Here is a 16,427-nt window from a genome sequence, read left to right as displayed (position 1 = left end):
AGCTCAATTTTTAAAGTTGAGCTTTTTTTATAAATAGTATATTGCTATTATGCTTTTCCAGCCGCAATCAAATTCAATGCTGAACCAGCCAGAAACCAACCTATTTGACTTTCGTTGTAGGTATGATTGGCTAAGATAATATCTTTTGAACCATCAGCATGAACAAATTCTAGAGTCAACGGCTTTCCAGGAGCAAATTCAGTTAGGTCTAAAAAATTGATGGTATCATTTTCTTGAATTTTATCATAATCAGCTTCGTTAGCAAAAGTCAACGCTAACATTCCTTGTTTCTTTAAATTGGTTTCGTGAATACGAGCAAATGATTTTACCAATACCGCTTTTACACCTAAAAATCGTGGCTCCATGGCTGCGTGTTCTCTTGACGAACCTTCTCCATAGTTTTGATCTCCGACAACAATAGTTGGAACTCCAGCTGCTTTGTAGGCTCTTTGTACAGCGGGAACTGCATCATAAGATCCTGTTAATTGGTTTTTAACTTTATTGGCTTCTTGATTAAAAGCATTCACAGCTCCAATCAGCATATTATTGGAAATATTATCCAAATGTCCGCGGAAACGCAACCAAGGTCCCGCCATAGATATATGGTCTGTGGTACATTTACCGAATGCTTTTATCAACAACTTAGCTCCAATAATATTTTTTCCATCCCAAGCATCAAAAGGAGCTAGTAATTGTAATCTATCAGAGGTTGGTGAAACAGCTACTTGAACATTGCTTCCATCTTCTGCTGGAGCTTGAAATCCGGCATCACCAACATCAAAACCTTTTTTAGGCAGCTCATCTCCAAAGGGTGCATTCAATTTGACAGCTTCGCCATTATCATTCAATAAAGTATCGGTTAACGGATTGAAATCCAATCTTCCAGCAATGGCCAAAGCGGCCACCATCTCGGGTGAAGTTACAAAAGCATGGGTGTTTGGATTTCCATCAGCACGTTTTGAAAAGTTTCTATTAAAGGAATGAACGATGGTATTTTTTTCTTGTTTATCTGCTCCAGCTCTATCCCATTGACCAATACATGGGCCACAAGCATTGGTAAATACTTTGGTTCCCATTTTTTCAAAAGTGGCAATAATACCGTCTCTTTCAATAGTATATCTAATTTGCTCTGAACCAGGATTGATACCAAATTCAGCTTTTGGCGTAATTCCGTGCTCGACTGCTTGTTCCACAATGGATGCTGCACGAGCCATATCTTCGTAAGACGAATTGGTACACGAACCTATTAATCCCCATTCTACCTTAATTGGCCATCCATTTTTAGCTGCTTCTTCTTTCATTTGAGAAACTGGAGTTCCTCTATCGGGTGTAAATGGACCGTTGATATGGGGTTCTAATTCTGATAGATTAATTTCAATTAATTGATCAAAATACAGTTCAGGATTAGCATATACTTCCGCATCGGCAGTTAAATAATCAGCCACTTTATCAGCAGCATCCACCACATCTTGACGACCTGTTGCTGTTAAATACCGTCTCATAGAGTCATCATAACCAAAAGTTGACGTAGTTGCGCCAATTTCAGCTCCCATATTACAAATAGTTCCTTTTCCTGTACAAGACATAGAAGTAGCACCTTCACCAAAATATTCAACAATGGCACCAGTTCCACCTTTTACAGTAAGAATATCTGCTACTTTTAAAATAACATCTTTTGGTGCAGTCCAACCGCTTAATTTTCCGGTCAACTTTACGCCAATTAATTTTGGAAATTTCAATTCCCACGACATTCCGCTCATTACGTCAACCGCATCTGCACCTCCAACACCGATGGCTAACATACCCAATCCACCAGCATTCACCGTATGTGAGTCGGTTCCAATCATCATTCCGCCTGGAAAAGCATAATTTTCTAAAACAATTTGATGAATAATACCTGAACCTGGTTTCCAAAATCCGATACCGTATTTATTGGACACCGAAGAAAGGAAATCAAAAACTTCTTTGGACTGACTGTTGGCTAATTCTAAATCTTGTTTAGCACCGTTTTTTGCTAAAATCAAGTGATCGCAATGCACTGTAGTGGGAACGGCAACCGTCTTTTTTCCGGCGTGCATAAATTGCAACAATGCCATTTGAGCAGTCGCATCTTGACACGCTACTCTATCGGGAGCAAAGTCTACATAATCTTTTCCGCGAGTGAACGATTGAGAAGGAGTTCCTTCCCATAAATGGGAATATAAAATCTTTTCAGAAAGTGTTAAAGGACGTCCAACCAACTCACGAGCTTTATCTACTCGAGAAGCCATTGTGCCGTATACTTTTTTAATCATTTCAATATCAAAAGCCATAATATAAATAGGTTTATTTGTTTAACTGCGTTCTGTTTGACCACATGGCCTCGAGTGCTTTGCAAATTTACGAAAACGTTGTACTTCTTTAAAAAAAATTGCTGTAATATGTTGGTTAAGCATGTTATTTTATGAAAAAGTAATTTTTACTATTCTTTTTTTATCAATCTATCATTTAATGGGTTGAAAATTGTCTATTCTTAATTTTTATTTCTTAAATCCATTAATGGTTTTTCATAAAAACGGTAACAAACATAACTTACAAGAATTAAAACGGAAAGATAAAACGCTGTAATCATATGAAATTGAATCAAAGAAGTAGTAGGTCTATCTACAAATAACATGATTAATTGTAAAATCACACTATAATGAAATAGGTAAATAGAATATGAAATCTTGCTAATGAATTCGATTGGTTTTTTTAGTAAACAGATAGAAGTTTCTAACTGAGAAAAGAAAGGCATAAAAAACGCTATTGATAATGATGTCAAAGGAAGATAAATTACATTCCAAACAAAAGGATACGTTTCGGGTAGAATTCTTAATAAGCCCATTCCAAAGTACATGAAAAGCATAATTAAAACTCCAATGAAAGCGGAATGGAATTTAAATTTATGCCAGTATTTTTGATAATTAATACTAATCCATGCACATAAAACACCCATAAAAATGGCATCTAAACGGTAGATCATTACCGCTTTTACCGATGAATTCCATTCATCAAGTGTTGTCGTTTGCGTTTTGCTTTGGTATACATATTTAAATAAAATAAATAATGATATCAACAACAAGTTGATAATCAGAAAAAATCTGTTTTTATTTTTTGGTTTAAATAACAATGATAAAAGCAAAAGAGAAATTGGCAAAATAATGTATGCCCATTCTTCTACTGACAAACTCCACGATTCGGGAAAAAAAGTAGGCATTTTAGAAAAACCATTCTGAAGAAAAATAAAATACAATCCTAATTTAGGTGTAGCATAACCAAGACTCGTAGTGATAATAATATTAATAAAGAGTACCAAATAATAATTAGGTAAGGTTCTAAACCATCTTCTTTTGAGAAATCCTAGGGCACTTTTTATGGTAAAATCTTCTTTGATGAATATTTTATAGAGTATTTTACCAATCAGAAAACCGCTTAAAACAAAGAAAAATTCCACTCCTAAAAACCCAAATAGCGCAAAAAGCTGACGAATGAAACCGTCATTGGGATTGTAAATCCATAAAATATGTGAACATAACACCATAGCGATAGCGGCGGCTCGCATTAGATCTAGACCAAAAATTCTAGTAGCTTGTTGAGAATCTTCTACTGTTTTATCCATTAACTAAATGTAATAAAATAGTTAAAGTAAATTATAACAACTTATCTATAATCATTTCTTCCGTAATACCTTCGGCGTCGGCTTTGTAGTTTTTGATAATTCTATGACGAAGAATTCCAGTTGCTACGGCTTTTACATCTTCAATATCCGGAGAAAATTTCCCATTGAAAGCGGCATTGGTTTTGGCTGCTAAAATTAAGTTTTGTGACGCTCTTGGCCCAGCACCCCAATCCAGATAATTCTTGATATAATCGTTTGACAACGGATTGTTTGGACGTGTTTTACTCACCAAGGTAACCGCATATTCAATCACATTATCGGTAACTGGAATTCGGCGCACGAGGTGTTGAAAATCGATGATTTCTTGTGCAGTAAAGAGTGGATTAATACTAGGTTTATTATCTGAGGTTGTACTTTTTACGACATCGACTTCTTCTGCAAAAGACGGATAATCCAATTTGATGGCAAACATAAATCGGTCTAATTGTGCCTCGGGCAAGGGATAAGTTCCTTCTTGCTCAATTGGGTTTTGTGTTGCTAAAACAAAATACGGTAAGTCTAATTTATAATTTTGACCTGCAATCGTCACCGAACGTTCCTGCATCGCTTCGAGTAATGCGGCTTGTGTTTTTGGTGGTGTTCTGTTAATTTCGTCGGCCAAAATGATATTGGCAAAAATAGGTCCTTTAATAAACTTGAATTGACGGCTTTCGTCTAAAATTTCACTTCCAAGAATATCCGAAGGCATCAAATCAGGAGTGAACTGAATTCGTTTAAAATCTAATCCTAACGCTTGTGAAATGGTATTTACCATTAATGTTTTCGCCAAACCAGGTACACCAACCAATAGTGCGTGTCCGCCTGAAAATATACTCAGTAAAATTTGATCAACAACATCATCCTGACCTACAATAATTTTAGCAATTTCGGCTTTGAGCTCTTTTCGTTTTTTAACTAATTCTGTAATGGCTGAAACATCTGACATGGGATATATACTTTTAAATTACTTATTTGTTTTTTTTAACCAATCATTAGAAAACACACAATCTTTGTATTCTCCGTTAATTTTAATATAGGTTTCATTAATTTTTTCAGAAGACCATTTGGCAATGGCTTTGATTTGCTTTTCTTTTAATGCCAGATCTTTTATTTTGATGTAATCTTTGGCATAATCGGCAGTATGCTCATTGATTCTGTTGGTCACTGTAATGATCTTATACTTTTTCCCACTTCTTGGATCATCGTCTAATATGGGTTGTGTTATGGCATTGTCTTTCAAATTGGAAACTTCGCTATATAAACTTGGATCCATTTTAGTCAAATCAAAATGAGTATCCTGAGTTTTTGGATTGATTAAAGTTCCGCCATTGGTTCGTGTTTCTTTTTCATCAGACAAGGTTCTTGCTGCTTCTGCAAAAGTGATTTCTTTGTTTTCAATTCTTCTTTTAATCAATGTTATCTTTTCTTTAGCATCTTTCAGGGCTTGATCTGAAACTTTGGGCATCATTAAAATATGACGCAATTCAACTTCCTGACCTTTAATTTTTTCAACCATGATAATATGGTAGCCGTATTCGGTTTCGAAGGGATCAGAGATTTCACCTTCCCCGAGAGAAAAAGCTACATCTTTAAATTCTTTTACAAACTGTGTTTTTCTATTTATTTTATAAAAACCGCCGGTTGACGCAGAGCCTCTATCATCTGAATAAATTACGGCTCTAGTTTTAAAACTAGATCCAGCTAATACTTCAGCTTTTATTTCCTTTAATCTATTAATGACCCTTTGCTTTTCTTCTTCCGTAATTTTTGGCGCTATAACAATTTGTGCTACTTCCATTTCAGCTCCAAAAACGGGTAATTCTGATTCTGGAATGGCTTTAAAAAAGGTACGGGTTTCTTCAGGTGTAATTTCAACCGCATCAATTATTTTCTTTTGCATTTCTGCGCCCAATTTATTCATCTTAATTATTTCGAACAACTCCGTTTTAAATTCCTCTTCGCTGCTCTTTTTGAAATATTGCACTACTTTTTCCATAGACCCTAATTGTTCTACCATATAAGCCAATTGGTCGGTCATTTTTTCTTTAACTTCTTCATCTTTTACAATGATACTGTCTTGAACCGCCTGGTGCGCATACAGTTTGTCTTCTAACAATTTACCCAACATTTGACAGCGGGTAATATCTTTTATGGATTGATTTTGACTTGACAATTCTAAAAATGTTTTATCAATATCAGAATCTAAGATGATATAATCGCCTACAGTTGCAATTACACCATCCACTTTTTGCTTTTTAGAAGTATTTGAAACTGGTTTCGTTTTCACCGAGTCTTTAATAATTTCTTGAGCATTGGTAAAACTTACAACACAAAAAATTGCTATTAGTGTAAGTTTACTATTTATATATTTCATAATCATTGTTTTTAATGGCATCATCCGTGATATCTTTTTCAAATTTTTTAATCAATTCTAATTTTCTCTTGTTTAATATAACCTCTTTCAAAGTAGGCTTTATATAGTCAAACGGAGAAACCTGATTCTTATCAATTACATTCGTTATCTTAATTAAATAAACGTTATCCTTATCCTGAATTTGTGCTCTTTTTCCCGATTGAATATAATCCTCTCGGTTATCCGGATTTATGACGGGTAGCTTTTCGTATACCTGAATCATATCGACCCATGCACTATCATTAAACGCAAAACTGTTAAATTGCAAAGCATATGTGCTCCAAAACTTTTTATCTTTTTTATTATAATCAAAGAACTTACTTCGTATGGTTTCAAAACGCGGATTGCTTTTTGACATATTAATATATCGCAATCGAACTAAAGTTCCGTTAGTTTTGAAATTCTCTTTATTCTCCTTGTAATATTTTTTTAATTCTTCCTGACTTACAAGCGTATCTACAGTGCTTTTTACAACTTCTTCTATGTAAGCTCTGGTGTATAAATCTATTTTAAACTGTTTGATTATGGCGTTGTATTCTTTTTTTTTCGTTTCACTCAGATTTCGCTCAGCGGCCTCAATCAATAATTTTTGACTTGCCCATCTATCAATAAAATCTCTAACTAATAATATACTGTCTTCTTTTGATGTTCCTTTTGGAACCAAAGTAGTAATGTCACTTTTATATAAATAATTTTTCCCTACTCTGGCAATAGATTGTGTATTTTGTTGTGGTTTGAAATAATTACAAGAACAAACCGTTAAAATAAAGAGGAAAAGACTATTTCTAATCATTATGACTATTTCAACTGATTTTTTACACCCTCAAAAACAGCTGTATTGATGTTAACAGTAAACTCTTTTTTTAAATCATCAACCCAATGTTGTTCTAAATTTTGTTGGTATTCATTTACTATTTTTCCTTTACATTCTTCAAGTGTTTTTTCACCCTCCGGAATAATTTTTTTGATATTGGTAACAAAATAATACTCTCCTTCTTTAAATACCTCTGAAACACCAAGCTTGTATTTGATTGTTTTAGGCAAAGCATCACTTCCTTCTTCAAAAGTGCCGCTATTGGTCATCACATTCACTATGTTATTAACATTTAGTTTGTCTTTAATCGCTTGTGGCTCCGTATTTTTTTTCAATAATGCTTGTGCTTTTTTAATTATATCCTCTTTGGTAGAAGAAGCAACAGTTACCTCAACTCTTCTCTTCCACATATGCTCCATTTTATGCTGGTCATAGAAATTTTTCAATCCAATTGTATCTGTTTTAGCACGATCCCAAATTTCTTTTTCCATAAGGTCGAAAAGCAACAATCCGTCACGATATTCTTCCATAACATGAGCAAAGTCTGAAAAATCATTTTCTAAATTTTCATCATAATACGTTTTTAATTGCTCGTCTAAAAATGTAGTATACAAATCATCGGTCAATTTCGATAATGGCTTGGTTTTTAAACCCGCTTTTTGTTGTTTATCAATAAAATCTAAAAAAGTTTTACCTTCTATTTTTTTTGAATTAATAGTAAGTAGTGTTGCCGTATAGTCTTTAGTGTTTTCTGGTTGTGTCCATTTTGATTCATAGAAATCATTGGTTACTAATTTAGAAAGTGCAGCAAACTGTTTGTTATCTCTTTTGTAGGTGTATTTTTTTCTTAATTTCTCATTTAAAGAAGCCGTGATTTTTTTTGATCTATCATCCTTACCTATTTTGGTTTCAAGCTCGGATTTCATCTCATCCAATGTTTTTATTGGATGTTTTTCTATTAATTTAATAATATGCCATCCAAATTGTGATTGAAAAGGCGCTGAAATCTCATTTACATTTTTAAGCGAAAAAGCCATGCTTTCAAATTCTTCCGAACTTAATTGACCTGAGCCAAATCTATTCAAAACACCACCTTTTGAGGATGACGATTTATCTTCTGAGAACTGTTTGGCTAATTCTTCAAATTTTTCTCCTTGCTGAATTTTTTTATAAATATCGTTAATTGTAATTTTAGAATCTTTCTCTGCTTCTTCTGGTTTCGGATTCAAAATCATAATGTGTGCCACCGTAATTTCTCCTCGGTTATCTCTAACATCATTAATTTTCAAAATATGATATCCAAAACGGGTTCGGATTATTTTAGAAATTTCACCTCTTGGTGTATTGTAAGCGGCATTTTCAAACGGATACACCATTCTGAAAGCTGTAAAATAGCCTAAATCGCCTTTATTATCCTTGGCTGACGGATCTTCTGATAATTGAGATGCTAAGTTTTCAAAATCTTCTCCAGCAAGTGCTCTTTTCCTGATATCTTCTGTTTTTTTGAAGGCTTTTAAGGTATCTTCTGCAGTAGCGTTTTCATCTACCAGTATAAGTATGTGTGAGGCTCTAATCTCTTTTTGAAGTCTGTTATATCCTTCTTCAACGAGTTCTTGTGTTATTTTTGTGTCATTAAAGTAGTTTTTAGCTAATTGAGCTCTGTAGGATTTTAACTCATTTTGATAGGGTGCGTTATTCTGCAAACCGAGTTTGTATGCCTTATTTACTTTTAGTTTATACCCAATAAACAACTCTAAGTATTGATCCAAATCTTTCTGGGTATCGTCTTTAACTAAATCAAGATTCTTTTTGTAAATCCTTTCAAATTCATCGGTATAATAAGGTTTGTCATTGATTGTGAAAAGAACTTCCTTTGATTTATTTTGTGCATTACCGATAAATGATGCTAAAAAAAATAACCCGATAAAAAACTGTTTTAAGTTCATGCTGATAAAAATTTTACAAATATATTTTATGTTTTGAGTCATGCTGAAACTACGTATGAATAGCATATAACAATCAACAAAAATAACAATTCAATCACATTATCCAACTATAGTCGCTACTATTAACAAAATTTTATTAACACAACAAAATACAGAAAAAACAGCCTCCAAATTTGAAATAAAAACCATGTAGCGATAATCAGTAAATAATAGTATTTTTGCAACCTATTTATCAAAAATCATGAGTTTTTTAAAAGAAATACAACGCCGCAGAACCTTTGGAATTATTTCACATCCCGATGCTGGAAAAACTACACTAACAGAGAAATTACTTTTGTTTGGAGGTGCAATTCAAGAAGCGGGTGCGGTTAAAAACAACAAGATAAAAAAAGGGGCTACTTCTGACTTTATGGAAATTGAGCGTCAAAGAGGAATTTCGGTTTCGACCTCGGTTTTGGCTTTTAATTATCAAGGGAAAAAAATAAATATTCTAGATACACCAGGACATAAGGATTTTGCTGAAGATACGTTTAGAACGTTAACTGCTGTTGATAGTGTCATTGTAGTTATAGACGTTGCTAAAGGTGTGGAGGAACAAACCGAAAAATTAGTGGCTGTCTGCAGATTGCGCAACATTCCGATGATTGTCTTCATTAACAAGTTAGACCGAGAAGGTAAAGATGCCTTTGATTTGATGGACGAAGTGGAACAAAAATTAGGATTGAGTGTTACCCCATTGAGTTTCCCTATTGGAATGGGGTATGATTTTCAAGGGATTTATAATATTTGGGAACATAATATTAATCTTTTTAGCGGTGATAGCCGAAAAAATATTGAAGATACCGTTGCATTCTCTGATATTAACAGTTCCGAATTAGAGAAAATTATTGGCGAAAAACCAGCTACCAAACTACGAGAGGAATTAGAATTAATTTCAGAAGTTTATCCAGCATTTAATCGGGAACAGTATCTTAATGGTAATTTACAACCCGTTTTTTTTGGTTCAGCATTAAATAATTTTGGTGTGAGAGAATTGTTGGATTGCTTTATTGAAATAGCACCATCGCCAAAACCTAAAGAATCGGAAACGAGATTAGTAAAACCCGAAGAAGAAAAAATGGCTGGATTTGTATTTAAAATTCATGCTAATATGGATCCAAAACACAGAGATAGACTGGCTTTTGTAAAAATTGTATCGGGTACTTTTGAAAGAAACAAACCTTACATGCATGTTCGACTGAACAAAAATCTAAAATTTTCAAGTCCAAATGCCTTTTTTGCTGAGAAAAAAGAGATTGTAGATATTTCTTATCCAGGCGATATTGTAGGATTGCACGATACGGGGAATTTTAAAATTGGCGATACACTTACCGAAGGTGAAGTAATGAGCTTTAAAGGCATTCCAAGTTTTTCTCCCGAACATTTCCGATACATCAATAATGCGGATCCGCTAAAAGCAAAACAACTAGATAAAGGTATTGACCAATTGATGGATGAAGGTGTGGCGCAACTCTTCACTTTGGAGATGAACAACCGAAAAGTAATTGGTACCGTAGGTGCGCTTCAATATGAAGTGATACAATACCGTTTAGAGCATGAATATGGTGCTAAATGCAGTTATGAAAATTTTCCGGTTCATAAAGCGTTTTGGGTAAAAGCTAGCGACCCAAAAAATGAAGAATTCAAAGAATTTAAAAGAATTAAACAAAAGTTTTTGGCTCATGATAAGTATGGACAGTTGGTATTTCTTGCCGATTCTGAATTCACCATACAAATGACACAAAGTAAATTTCCGACTGTACAGTTATTTTTCACTTCGGAGTTCTAATAAATTCCTATAAAAAACATTTTTTTTTTTGTTATTAAAAAGGATTACTCTATATTTACGCGCTGAAATAGAGTATTTATGAGAAAGTTTTACAAATTTTATTTATTGTCTTTGATCTTACTGTCTGATTTTGTGACTTTTGCGCAACCTGGTGATGATGACGGTGGCGGAGGTCTTGAAGATGGTGATCCAGCACCGGCACCAATCAATAGTAAATTAATTCTTTTAGCTATTATGGGAATTCTTTTTGTTCTTTACACTGTTAATAAATCTAAAAAACAAGCTTAAAAAAATTTATTTTTTATCATAAAAAAATCCCTATTATCGCTAACAGGGATTTTTTATTGGTATCTTTTACTAACTTATCTCACCACTTTTTTAGTCACCACTACACCATCTTCGGAAGCAATTTGAACTAAAAGCACTTGGTTTCCTAATCCACCACCAATAATGGTTTGACTTGCATTGATTCCTTTTTTCTCAACTAACAATCTACCTCTGATATCAAATACTTTTATAGAGGCCATAACTATATTTCCTGTGTTAACCACAAAATCATTATTTTGGTTGTAGATAATTAGAGTATTCTCGTTAAATGTTGGCGTTCCAACTCCTAATTGCGATTGATAGATGATTTCGAAACGACTATTGAATGTACCTGCTACAGAAGTAAAATTATAAGCACCTGTTTGTAAGTTATGTTCTGTAGCCGTTAGATTGTCTTTGAGGTAAATCGCTTGGTTAGTATTGGTGAACAAACCATCAGCATGATCGATGGCAATGCTGTAATTGCCGGAAGTAAGAGCTTTATAAGACAAAGGCACCACATCGCTTGGGTCAAACTCAGGCCTTCCTTGAATAGAATATTCACCAGCTCCAATTAAACTAGTTAAATAAAATTCTTTATTGATATTTTCCCCATCAATTCCTCTATCATCTGCTATCGTTCCCTCTGAACTGTAACCAACAGCCATCTGGCTATAAACTCCTGTATTGTCAATTAAATTCAACCAATACAATCCGTTATTTATGCTAGTGGTTGTTTGTGAATTTCTAAAAAACTGATTTGCATTTGAACTTCTTCTCATACTATTAGTAAAGCTTATGGTTGAACCACTTGTAGCTTTTACAATAAATCCTTGCCCAATATTAAGAACCCAATCTTGCTCTTGTCCACCACCTGTAGGGAAGAAACCTGTACCTGCATCGCCTCCTGCTGAACCATTGGCTACATAAGCAGTTTTGGTAAGTGTGGCATATGAGGTTGATACTGCTGTAGTATTCGTTTTTCTCCATAAGTATAGTGGTCCGGTTATGTTGGTGTTACCATCTATAAAATTGTGTACATTAAGTCTAGATGGATAAGGATTTCCTACAGCGTTAAATCCATTTAATGCTGTGGATACTGTTGCAGAGATAGGACCATTATTAGCAACTCCGGTAAAAATACCATTGTAAACTGTTGGAGATGTTGGGTGATTGTAGGGAACTCTAATCAAATAACCAATTCCGTTAGTGAATTGAACATTAGCATTATCAGTTCCATCAACACCATTTGGTGAAACCAAAGGAGAAGGGTATTGTAAACCCGTTAAATTGAAACCTACAGAATTATTATATAAATCAGTTGCAGTATCATACACATAAAAACGATTGGGAAGTGTAAACTTAGAGAAAGCATACAATCCTTGCCCAGTAACTGGCGAGGACCATAACGTATAATCTAGACGTTTTAAAAGTGAGCTGTTACGTTGTACTATAGTAGAACCCGAACCTGTATTAGTATCATTAGTAGTTTGCAATAAATTAGCATTGTTTTCCAATGTTAACGTTCCGTTGTTTACTATAGCATTAGTTACTGTTAAATCAAATCCAGAGTTCACTATTACTGAGGTAGTTGAATTTATTGTTAATGAATTAACAGAAACATCTGAACTTATTACTGGATAAAAACTAGCGCTTGCTATAAAGACATTCGACTGCAAAGTTGGTAAACCATTAGACCAGTTTCCTGAAGTTGCCCAAGCGGTTGTGCTTGCGCCTGCAGTCCAAGTGGTTTGACCTTCTCCTAATTGGAAGTCACCATAAACAGTAACTCCTGTCGCTTGTGTAGTCGTACTCGTTCTAGCACCGATGGTCAAGTTCGTCCATGTTGGATTTACATAATTGGCAATTCCTAAAGCCGATGTACTTACTCCAGAATCTACATCACCTGCAACGAAAGTAAACGTCGCGTCATAACTTCCTCCAGTAACACCACTATTTGCAATGCTGTAGAAACGGTTTACTGTTTTAGTAGCTACTAAAGTAGAGCTACCAATTTGTGGATGATCATTATCTGTAGTAGATACCACCAAATTACCTGCACCAGTTACCCCGCTGTAAGCAGTAGTTACCGGTGTATAATCAGTACTACTTCCGATTTCGAAGGTTCTAGAATTAGTACCCGTTGGAATATTTTTTTGTAAGTTACCACGAACCCATCCATTGACATTCGCCGTCACATTGTTCCCAGTTGGAATAATTACTTTAAACGCATTAGTAACCAATTGTGCATTTAAAGTTAAGTTATTGTTTACGGTCATATCATTAGCCAAACTCACTGTTCCACCACTTGTTTTATTAATAAACAAGAAATCAAAAGTAGCAGCGCCAATAGTAGTTACTGTTGACGTTCCAGCCCCTTGAAAGAAAACCGCTCTCGAATTAGAGTTGTAAGAACCATTAGTTTTGGTATCCCAGTTGCCACTCAAGTAAATATCGCCACCGATTGCACTCGATAAAGTAAGCACGCTAGTTCCAGTAGTATTCCCTCCGATAACCACATTACCACCAACAGTCAATTTATTGGTAGTAGTCCCCATAGTTAGAGAACCTGCACTTGGCGATCCATCCAAACCTAAGTTTAAATTTCCTGCTATGGCACGATCTGCAAAACCATTTGCGGCTAAATCTAGCGTTGTCCCGTTCTGAATTTGTACGTGATTCGGATATCCTTTTCCACTTGTGGCACTCCATTCTAAGTTACGACCATAAGTTCCCGTCGTATTATAGATTAAGGTAGAAGCACTTCCGTAAGTTGGCGCATTCGTATTGACAAAAGCACCTGAATTAAATTGCAACGAAGTCACAATATTAGAAGCCGAACCAAAATTAACACCACCTGCAATCGTCACTGTAGGGAAATTAACTGTTCCTGAAACCGAACCTGCACCCAAGAAAAAAACAGGTCCTGCAGTAGCGGTAAAGTCACCAGCCGTAGCAACAATCGATCCACCTGTTGGTATCGTCAATTGTTTCGCATTCAAATCAAATCGACCTGCGGTTAAAGTCAACGAACCAGAAGTGGCTGTGATCGCTGTAATTGCAGATAAAGTAACTATATTATTTGGAGACGTCCCCGTATTGTTAATCGTTAAGGTATTAACAGTAGCAGGTAAACCAGTTCCTGTAATTTGATTGGCAACGCCATTATAAACATAATTGGCTCCTGCATTAAATGATCTTGTTGTAGTTTGAACAGAACCCGTTGCTCCAGAAGAAGCAATACCTGCAGTATTTCCTGTTCTCAATGTTGAACCACTTGCTGCAGTAAATGTTCCAGCTCCAGTAATTACTGAAGTTCCAAAATTTACAGTTGAACCAGAAACTACTGTTAAGTTAGCATTAGACGCAACAGTTAGAGTTCCTGAGTTTGAAATTGTTTGAACACCTGCACCATTCAAGTTCACCGCTGCCGCAGAAGCTGGGCTAAAAGTTAATGTAGCAGCGCTTGCTACAGATATATTCCCTCTAACACTTGAAGCAACTGTCACATTTAAGTTTAAAGTACCTTGTGTGACTGTAAGATTATCAATACTATAGGCAGTACCTCCTGAGCCCGAAGCGGCACCGGCTGCATCATATTCAAAGTTAGCATATGTTCTACCTGCAAGATCGGGTGCATTAGCAATCGAAAGTTTATACAAACTACCCGTTTGAAAAGTAACCTTAGATGCCGGTTGAGTCAACGCAAATGGGTTACCACCGTCTCTTTGATCGAAGGTTGAGCCATTGGCAAAAACAACAAGATTTGCTGTGCCTGAATTATTAAATATATTTCCTGAATTACCTGTATTTTGTGTCAATTTTGAACCACTATTAAATGTCAGCGAATTGCTATCCGTAGGCAAGATTCTATTTGCAGAAACTGAGAAGTCCATGTTTCCAGTAATACTACCTGTTGCTCCCGCAGCCAATGCAAGAGACAAAGCACTAGCCCCATTCGCATTCAAAGCGCTGCCCGAAGCTACCGATAAATCGGCACCAGTAACGCCATTGCTAATCGTTAAAGTATTAGCTCCTGCAGGTTGTAAGTTTACGGTGGTATTTCCAGACACTAACAATCCACCAACTGTTTCCACCGGAATGTTGGTTACAGTCGTAGTAGCGCCGTTATTAAAAATCATATTATCAAAAACACCAAGAACAGTTCTCGTTGGCGTCCAGTTGCCAGGAGTTGCCCATGAAGCCGTTCCGGTTTGGTTCCAAGTATAAGTTGGAGCAGCACCTACTGTATAAGTATAATTGCTTCCACCTCCGCTGACGTTTTGTCCCGAAGAATTGTATAAATTTAAAGTAAAATAATCCGCCTGAGCCACCGAAGGAGCTGTAGACTGATTAGAAGAGAAAATATAGTAAGAAACATTAGCTCCTGCGGTGTTAAAAGCACCAGGGATAGTAGCAGTCAATGTAGTTCCTGAAGTACTAAATGCAGTAATCGTAGAAGTTACAAAATTATCATTCGAGTACCGTAAGAAAACGGTTTCGTTAGTATTCAAAGTGCCCGAAATTGTGGTCGTCACCGTTACGGGCTGACCAGCACCTACCGAAGCAGCAACAGGACTTTGAGAAGCACCTGTAATATCTCTAGGATTGTAGGTTGTAGACAATACCGACATAAAGTTGTTGGCAGTGCTATTCCCGCCTACAATAAACGTGTAATACGAACCTGAAGCGATTGCTGGTAAAGTACCACTTTGCCCTCCAAATCCAGTATTATATCGTGCCGATGAAGCCGCCGATCCAGGATCTATGTAAGCATTAAACCCCGACAATTGTTGGCCACTTGTGTAAGGCCTCCAGTTGGTAGAGTAATTTGTGGCTCCTGCAGTTCCTGTTGCAAATTCCCAATTACGAGCTCCTGCGGATCCTGCAGAAGTAGCATTGATGCGCACAAAACGAACACCGCCACCACGAGTTACTAAATCATAAGTTACATAACCACCGTTTGCAACCTGCGATCCTAAAACCGTTGGTTGCGCATAAGAGTTCTCTGAAACAAAAGTCATAAAAAGCAACAACAATACAGAAAGTGTATGCAATGGTTGCAATGAAAATAATCTTTTAAGTAATTGATTTTTCATAATTAAGCATAAAATATTAAAATGTATAACAGCGAGTAAAGCATTCTATAAATCAAAAAAAAAGCCCGAAAAACGAGTGTCTATCAAGTCATTACTTTTTGAAGTTAATAAAAGATGCTAAAAATACATTAAAATTCTATAAAACAAAATTTTAACCGTTTAAATGTAGATAAAAATTTATAGTGTAGTATTTATCTTTAAATGATTTTATAACAGTTGTGAATTTAGCTACCCTACCTATTAATAACTGAAATGTTTGTATTTTTGGGAGAGGGAACCTCCCTGCCGATAGGCATGGGATAGGAGATGGAAGATGGGAGATGGGAGTTGGAACCTGCCTGC

9 protein-coding genes are annotated in these 16,427 nt (G+C 35.5%); 2 read left to right on the top strand and 7 right to left on the bottom strand.

The genetic code is table 11. The annotated features are described in order from the left end of the window. Positions 1-47 precede the first annotated feature (47 nt). The 6 genes from ACIQ2L_RS12225 to ACIQ2L_RS12200 all read right to left on the bottom strand — a co-directional run bounded on the left by ACIQ2L_RS12225 (position 48) and on the right by ACIQ2L_RS12200 (position 8,852). Positions 48-2,312: an aconitate hydratase gene (locus ACIQ2L_RS12225; RefSeq protein WP_396159189.1), complete on the bottom strand. Its 2,265-nt coding sequence runs from the start codon at positions 2,310-2,312 to the stop codon at positions 48-50. A gap of 200 nt (positions 2,313-2,512) precedes the next feature. Then, on the bottom strand, positions 2,513-3,640 hold the full coding sequence (locus ACIQ2L_RS12220) for an acyltransferase family protein (protein ID WP_396159187.1): 1,128 nt from the start codon (positions 3,638-3,640) through the stop codon (positions 2,513-2,515). Positions 3,641-3,671: 31 nt separating this feature from the next. Beyond that, positions 3,672-4,625 (bottom strand): AAA family ATPase, encoded by a 954-nt coding sequence (locus ACIQ2L_RS12215; RefSeq protein ID WP_396159185.1) that lies wholly within the window; start codon positions 4,623-4,625, stop codon positions 3,672-3,674. Between the two features lie 18 nt (positions 4,626-4,643). Further along, a complete protein-coding gene (locus tag ACIQ2L_RS12210) occupies positions 4,644-6,074 on the bottom strand; it encodes a peptidylprolyl isomerase (protein WP_396159230.1) in 1,431 nt (476 codons plus the stop codon). Continuing rightward, entirely contained in the window at positions 6,037-6,885 is an 849-nt protein-coding gene (locus ACIQ2L_RS12205; RefSeq protein WP_396159183.1) for a hypothetical protein, read from the bottom strand. The genes ACIQ2L_RS12210 and ACIQ2L_RS12205 overlap by 38 nt, the downstream gene beginning before the upstream one ends. A 5-nt stretch (positions 6,886-6,890) precedes the next feature. Then, positions 6,891-8,852, bottom strand: a complete 1,962-nt coding sequence (locus ACIQ2L_RS12200) for a peptidylprolyl isomerase (RefSeq protein ID WP_396159181.1) — start codon at positions 8,850-8,852, stop codon at positions 6,891-6,893. 241 nt (positions 8,853-9,093) lie between these two features. On the opposite strand from ACIQ2L_RS12200, the gene ACIQ2L_RS12195 reads away from it, so the two are divergent. Together ACIQ2L_RS12195 and ACIQ2L_RS12190 are read left to right on the top strand one after the other, a co-directional pair. Further along, positions 9,094-10,680 (top strand): peptide chain release factor 3, encoded by a 1,587-nt coding sequence (locus ACIQ2L_RS12195; RefSeq protein WP_396159179.1) that lies wholly within the window; start codon positions 9,094-9,096, stop codon positions 10,678-10,680. Positions 10,681-10,758: 78 nt separating this feature from the next. Further along, the gene (locus ACIQ2L_RS12190; protein WP_396159177.1) at positions 10,759-10,968 is read left to right on the top strand and encodes a hypothetical protein; all 210 of its coding nucleotides are present in this window, start codon (positions 10,759-10,761) and stop codon (positions 10,966-10,968) included. 74 nt (positions 10,969-11,042) lie between these two features. On the opposite strand, the gene ACIQ2L_RS12185 is transcribed toward ACIQ2L_RS12190, so the two are convergent. Then, complete coding sequence (locus ACIQ2L_RS12185) at positions 11,043-16,085, bottom strand: beta strand repeat-containing protein (RefSeq protein WP_396159175.1); 5,043 nt, start codon at positions 16,083-16,085, stop codon at positions 11,043-11,045. Positions 16,086-16,427 lie beyond the last annotated feature (342 nt).

Origin of the sequence: Flavobacterium sp., from assembly GCF_044369455.1 — a bacterium.
Lineage (GTDB): Bacteria > Bacteroidota > Bacteroidia > Flavobacteriales > Flavobacteriaceae > Flavobacterium.
Note: the sequence above shows the minus strand (reverse complement) of the source record. Positions and strands in the feature narration are given on the sequence as shown.

Bases quoted from the DNA above. Each gene is read 5' to 3' on its own strand.
- ACIQ2L_RS12210 (WP_396159230.1), bottom strand. From the start codon at position 6,074: ATGCCATTAAAAACAATGATTATGAAATATATAAATAGTAAACTTACA.
- ACIQ2L_RS12200 (WP_396159181.1), bottom strand. From the start codon at position 8,852: ATGAACTTAAAACAGTTTTTTATCGGGTTATTTTTTTTAGCATCATTT.
- ACIQ2L_RS12205 (WP_396159183.1), bottom strand. From the start codon at position 6,885: ATGATTAGAAATAGTCTTTTCCTCTTTATTTTAACGGTTTGTTCTTGT.
- ACIQ2L_RS12225 (WP_396159189.1), bottom strand. From the start codon at position 2,312: ATGGCTTTTGATATTGAAATGATTAAAAAAGTATACGGCACAATGGCT.
- ACIQ2L_RS12185 (WP_396159175.1), bottom strand. From the start codon at position 16,085: ATGAAAAATCAATTACTTAAAAGATTATTTTCATTGCAACCATTGCAT.
- ACIQ2L_RS12220 (WP_396159187.1), bottom strand. From the start codon at position 3,640: ATGGATAAAACAGTAGAAGATTCTCAACAAGCTACTAGAATTTTTGGT.
- ACIQ2L_RS12215 (WP_396159185.1), bottom strand. From the start codon at position 4,625: ATGTCAGATGTTTCAGCCATTACAGAATTAGTTAAAAAACGAAAAGAG.
- ACIQ2L_RS12195 (WP_396159179.1), top strand. From the start codon at position 9,094: ATGAGTTTTTTAAAAGAAATACAACGCCGCAGAACCTTTGGAATTATT.
- ACIQ2L_RS12190 (WP_396159177.1), top strand. From the start codon at position 10,759: ATGAGAAAGTTTTACAAATTTTATTTATTGTCTTTGATCTTACTGTCT.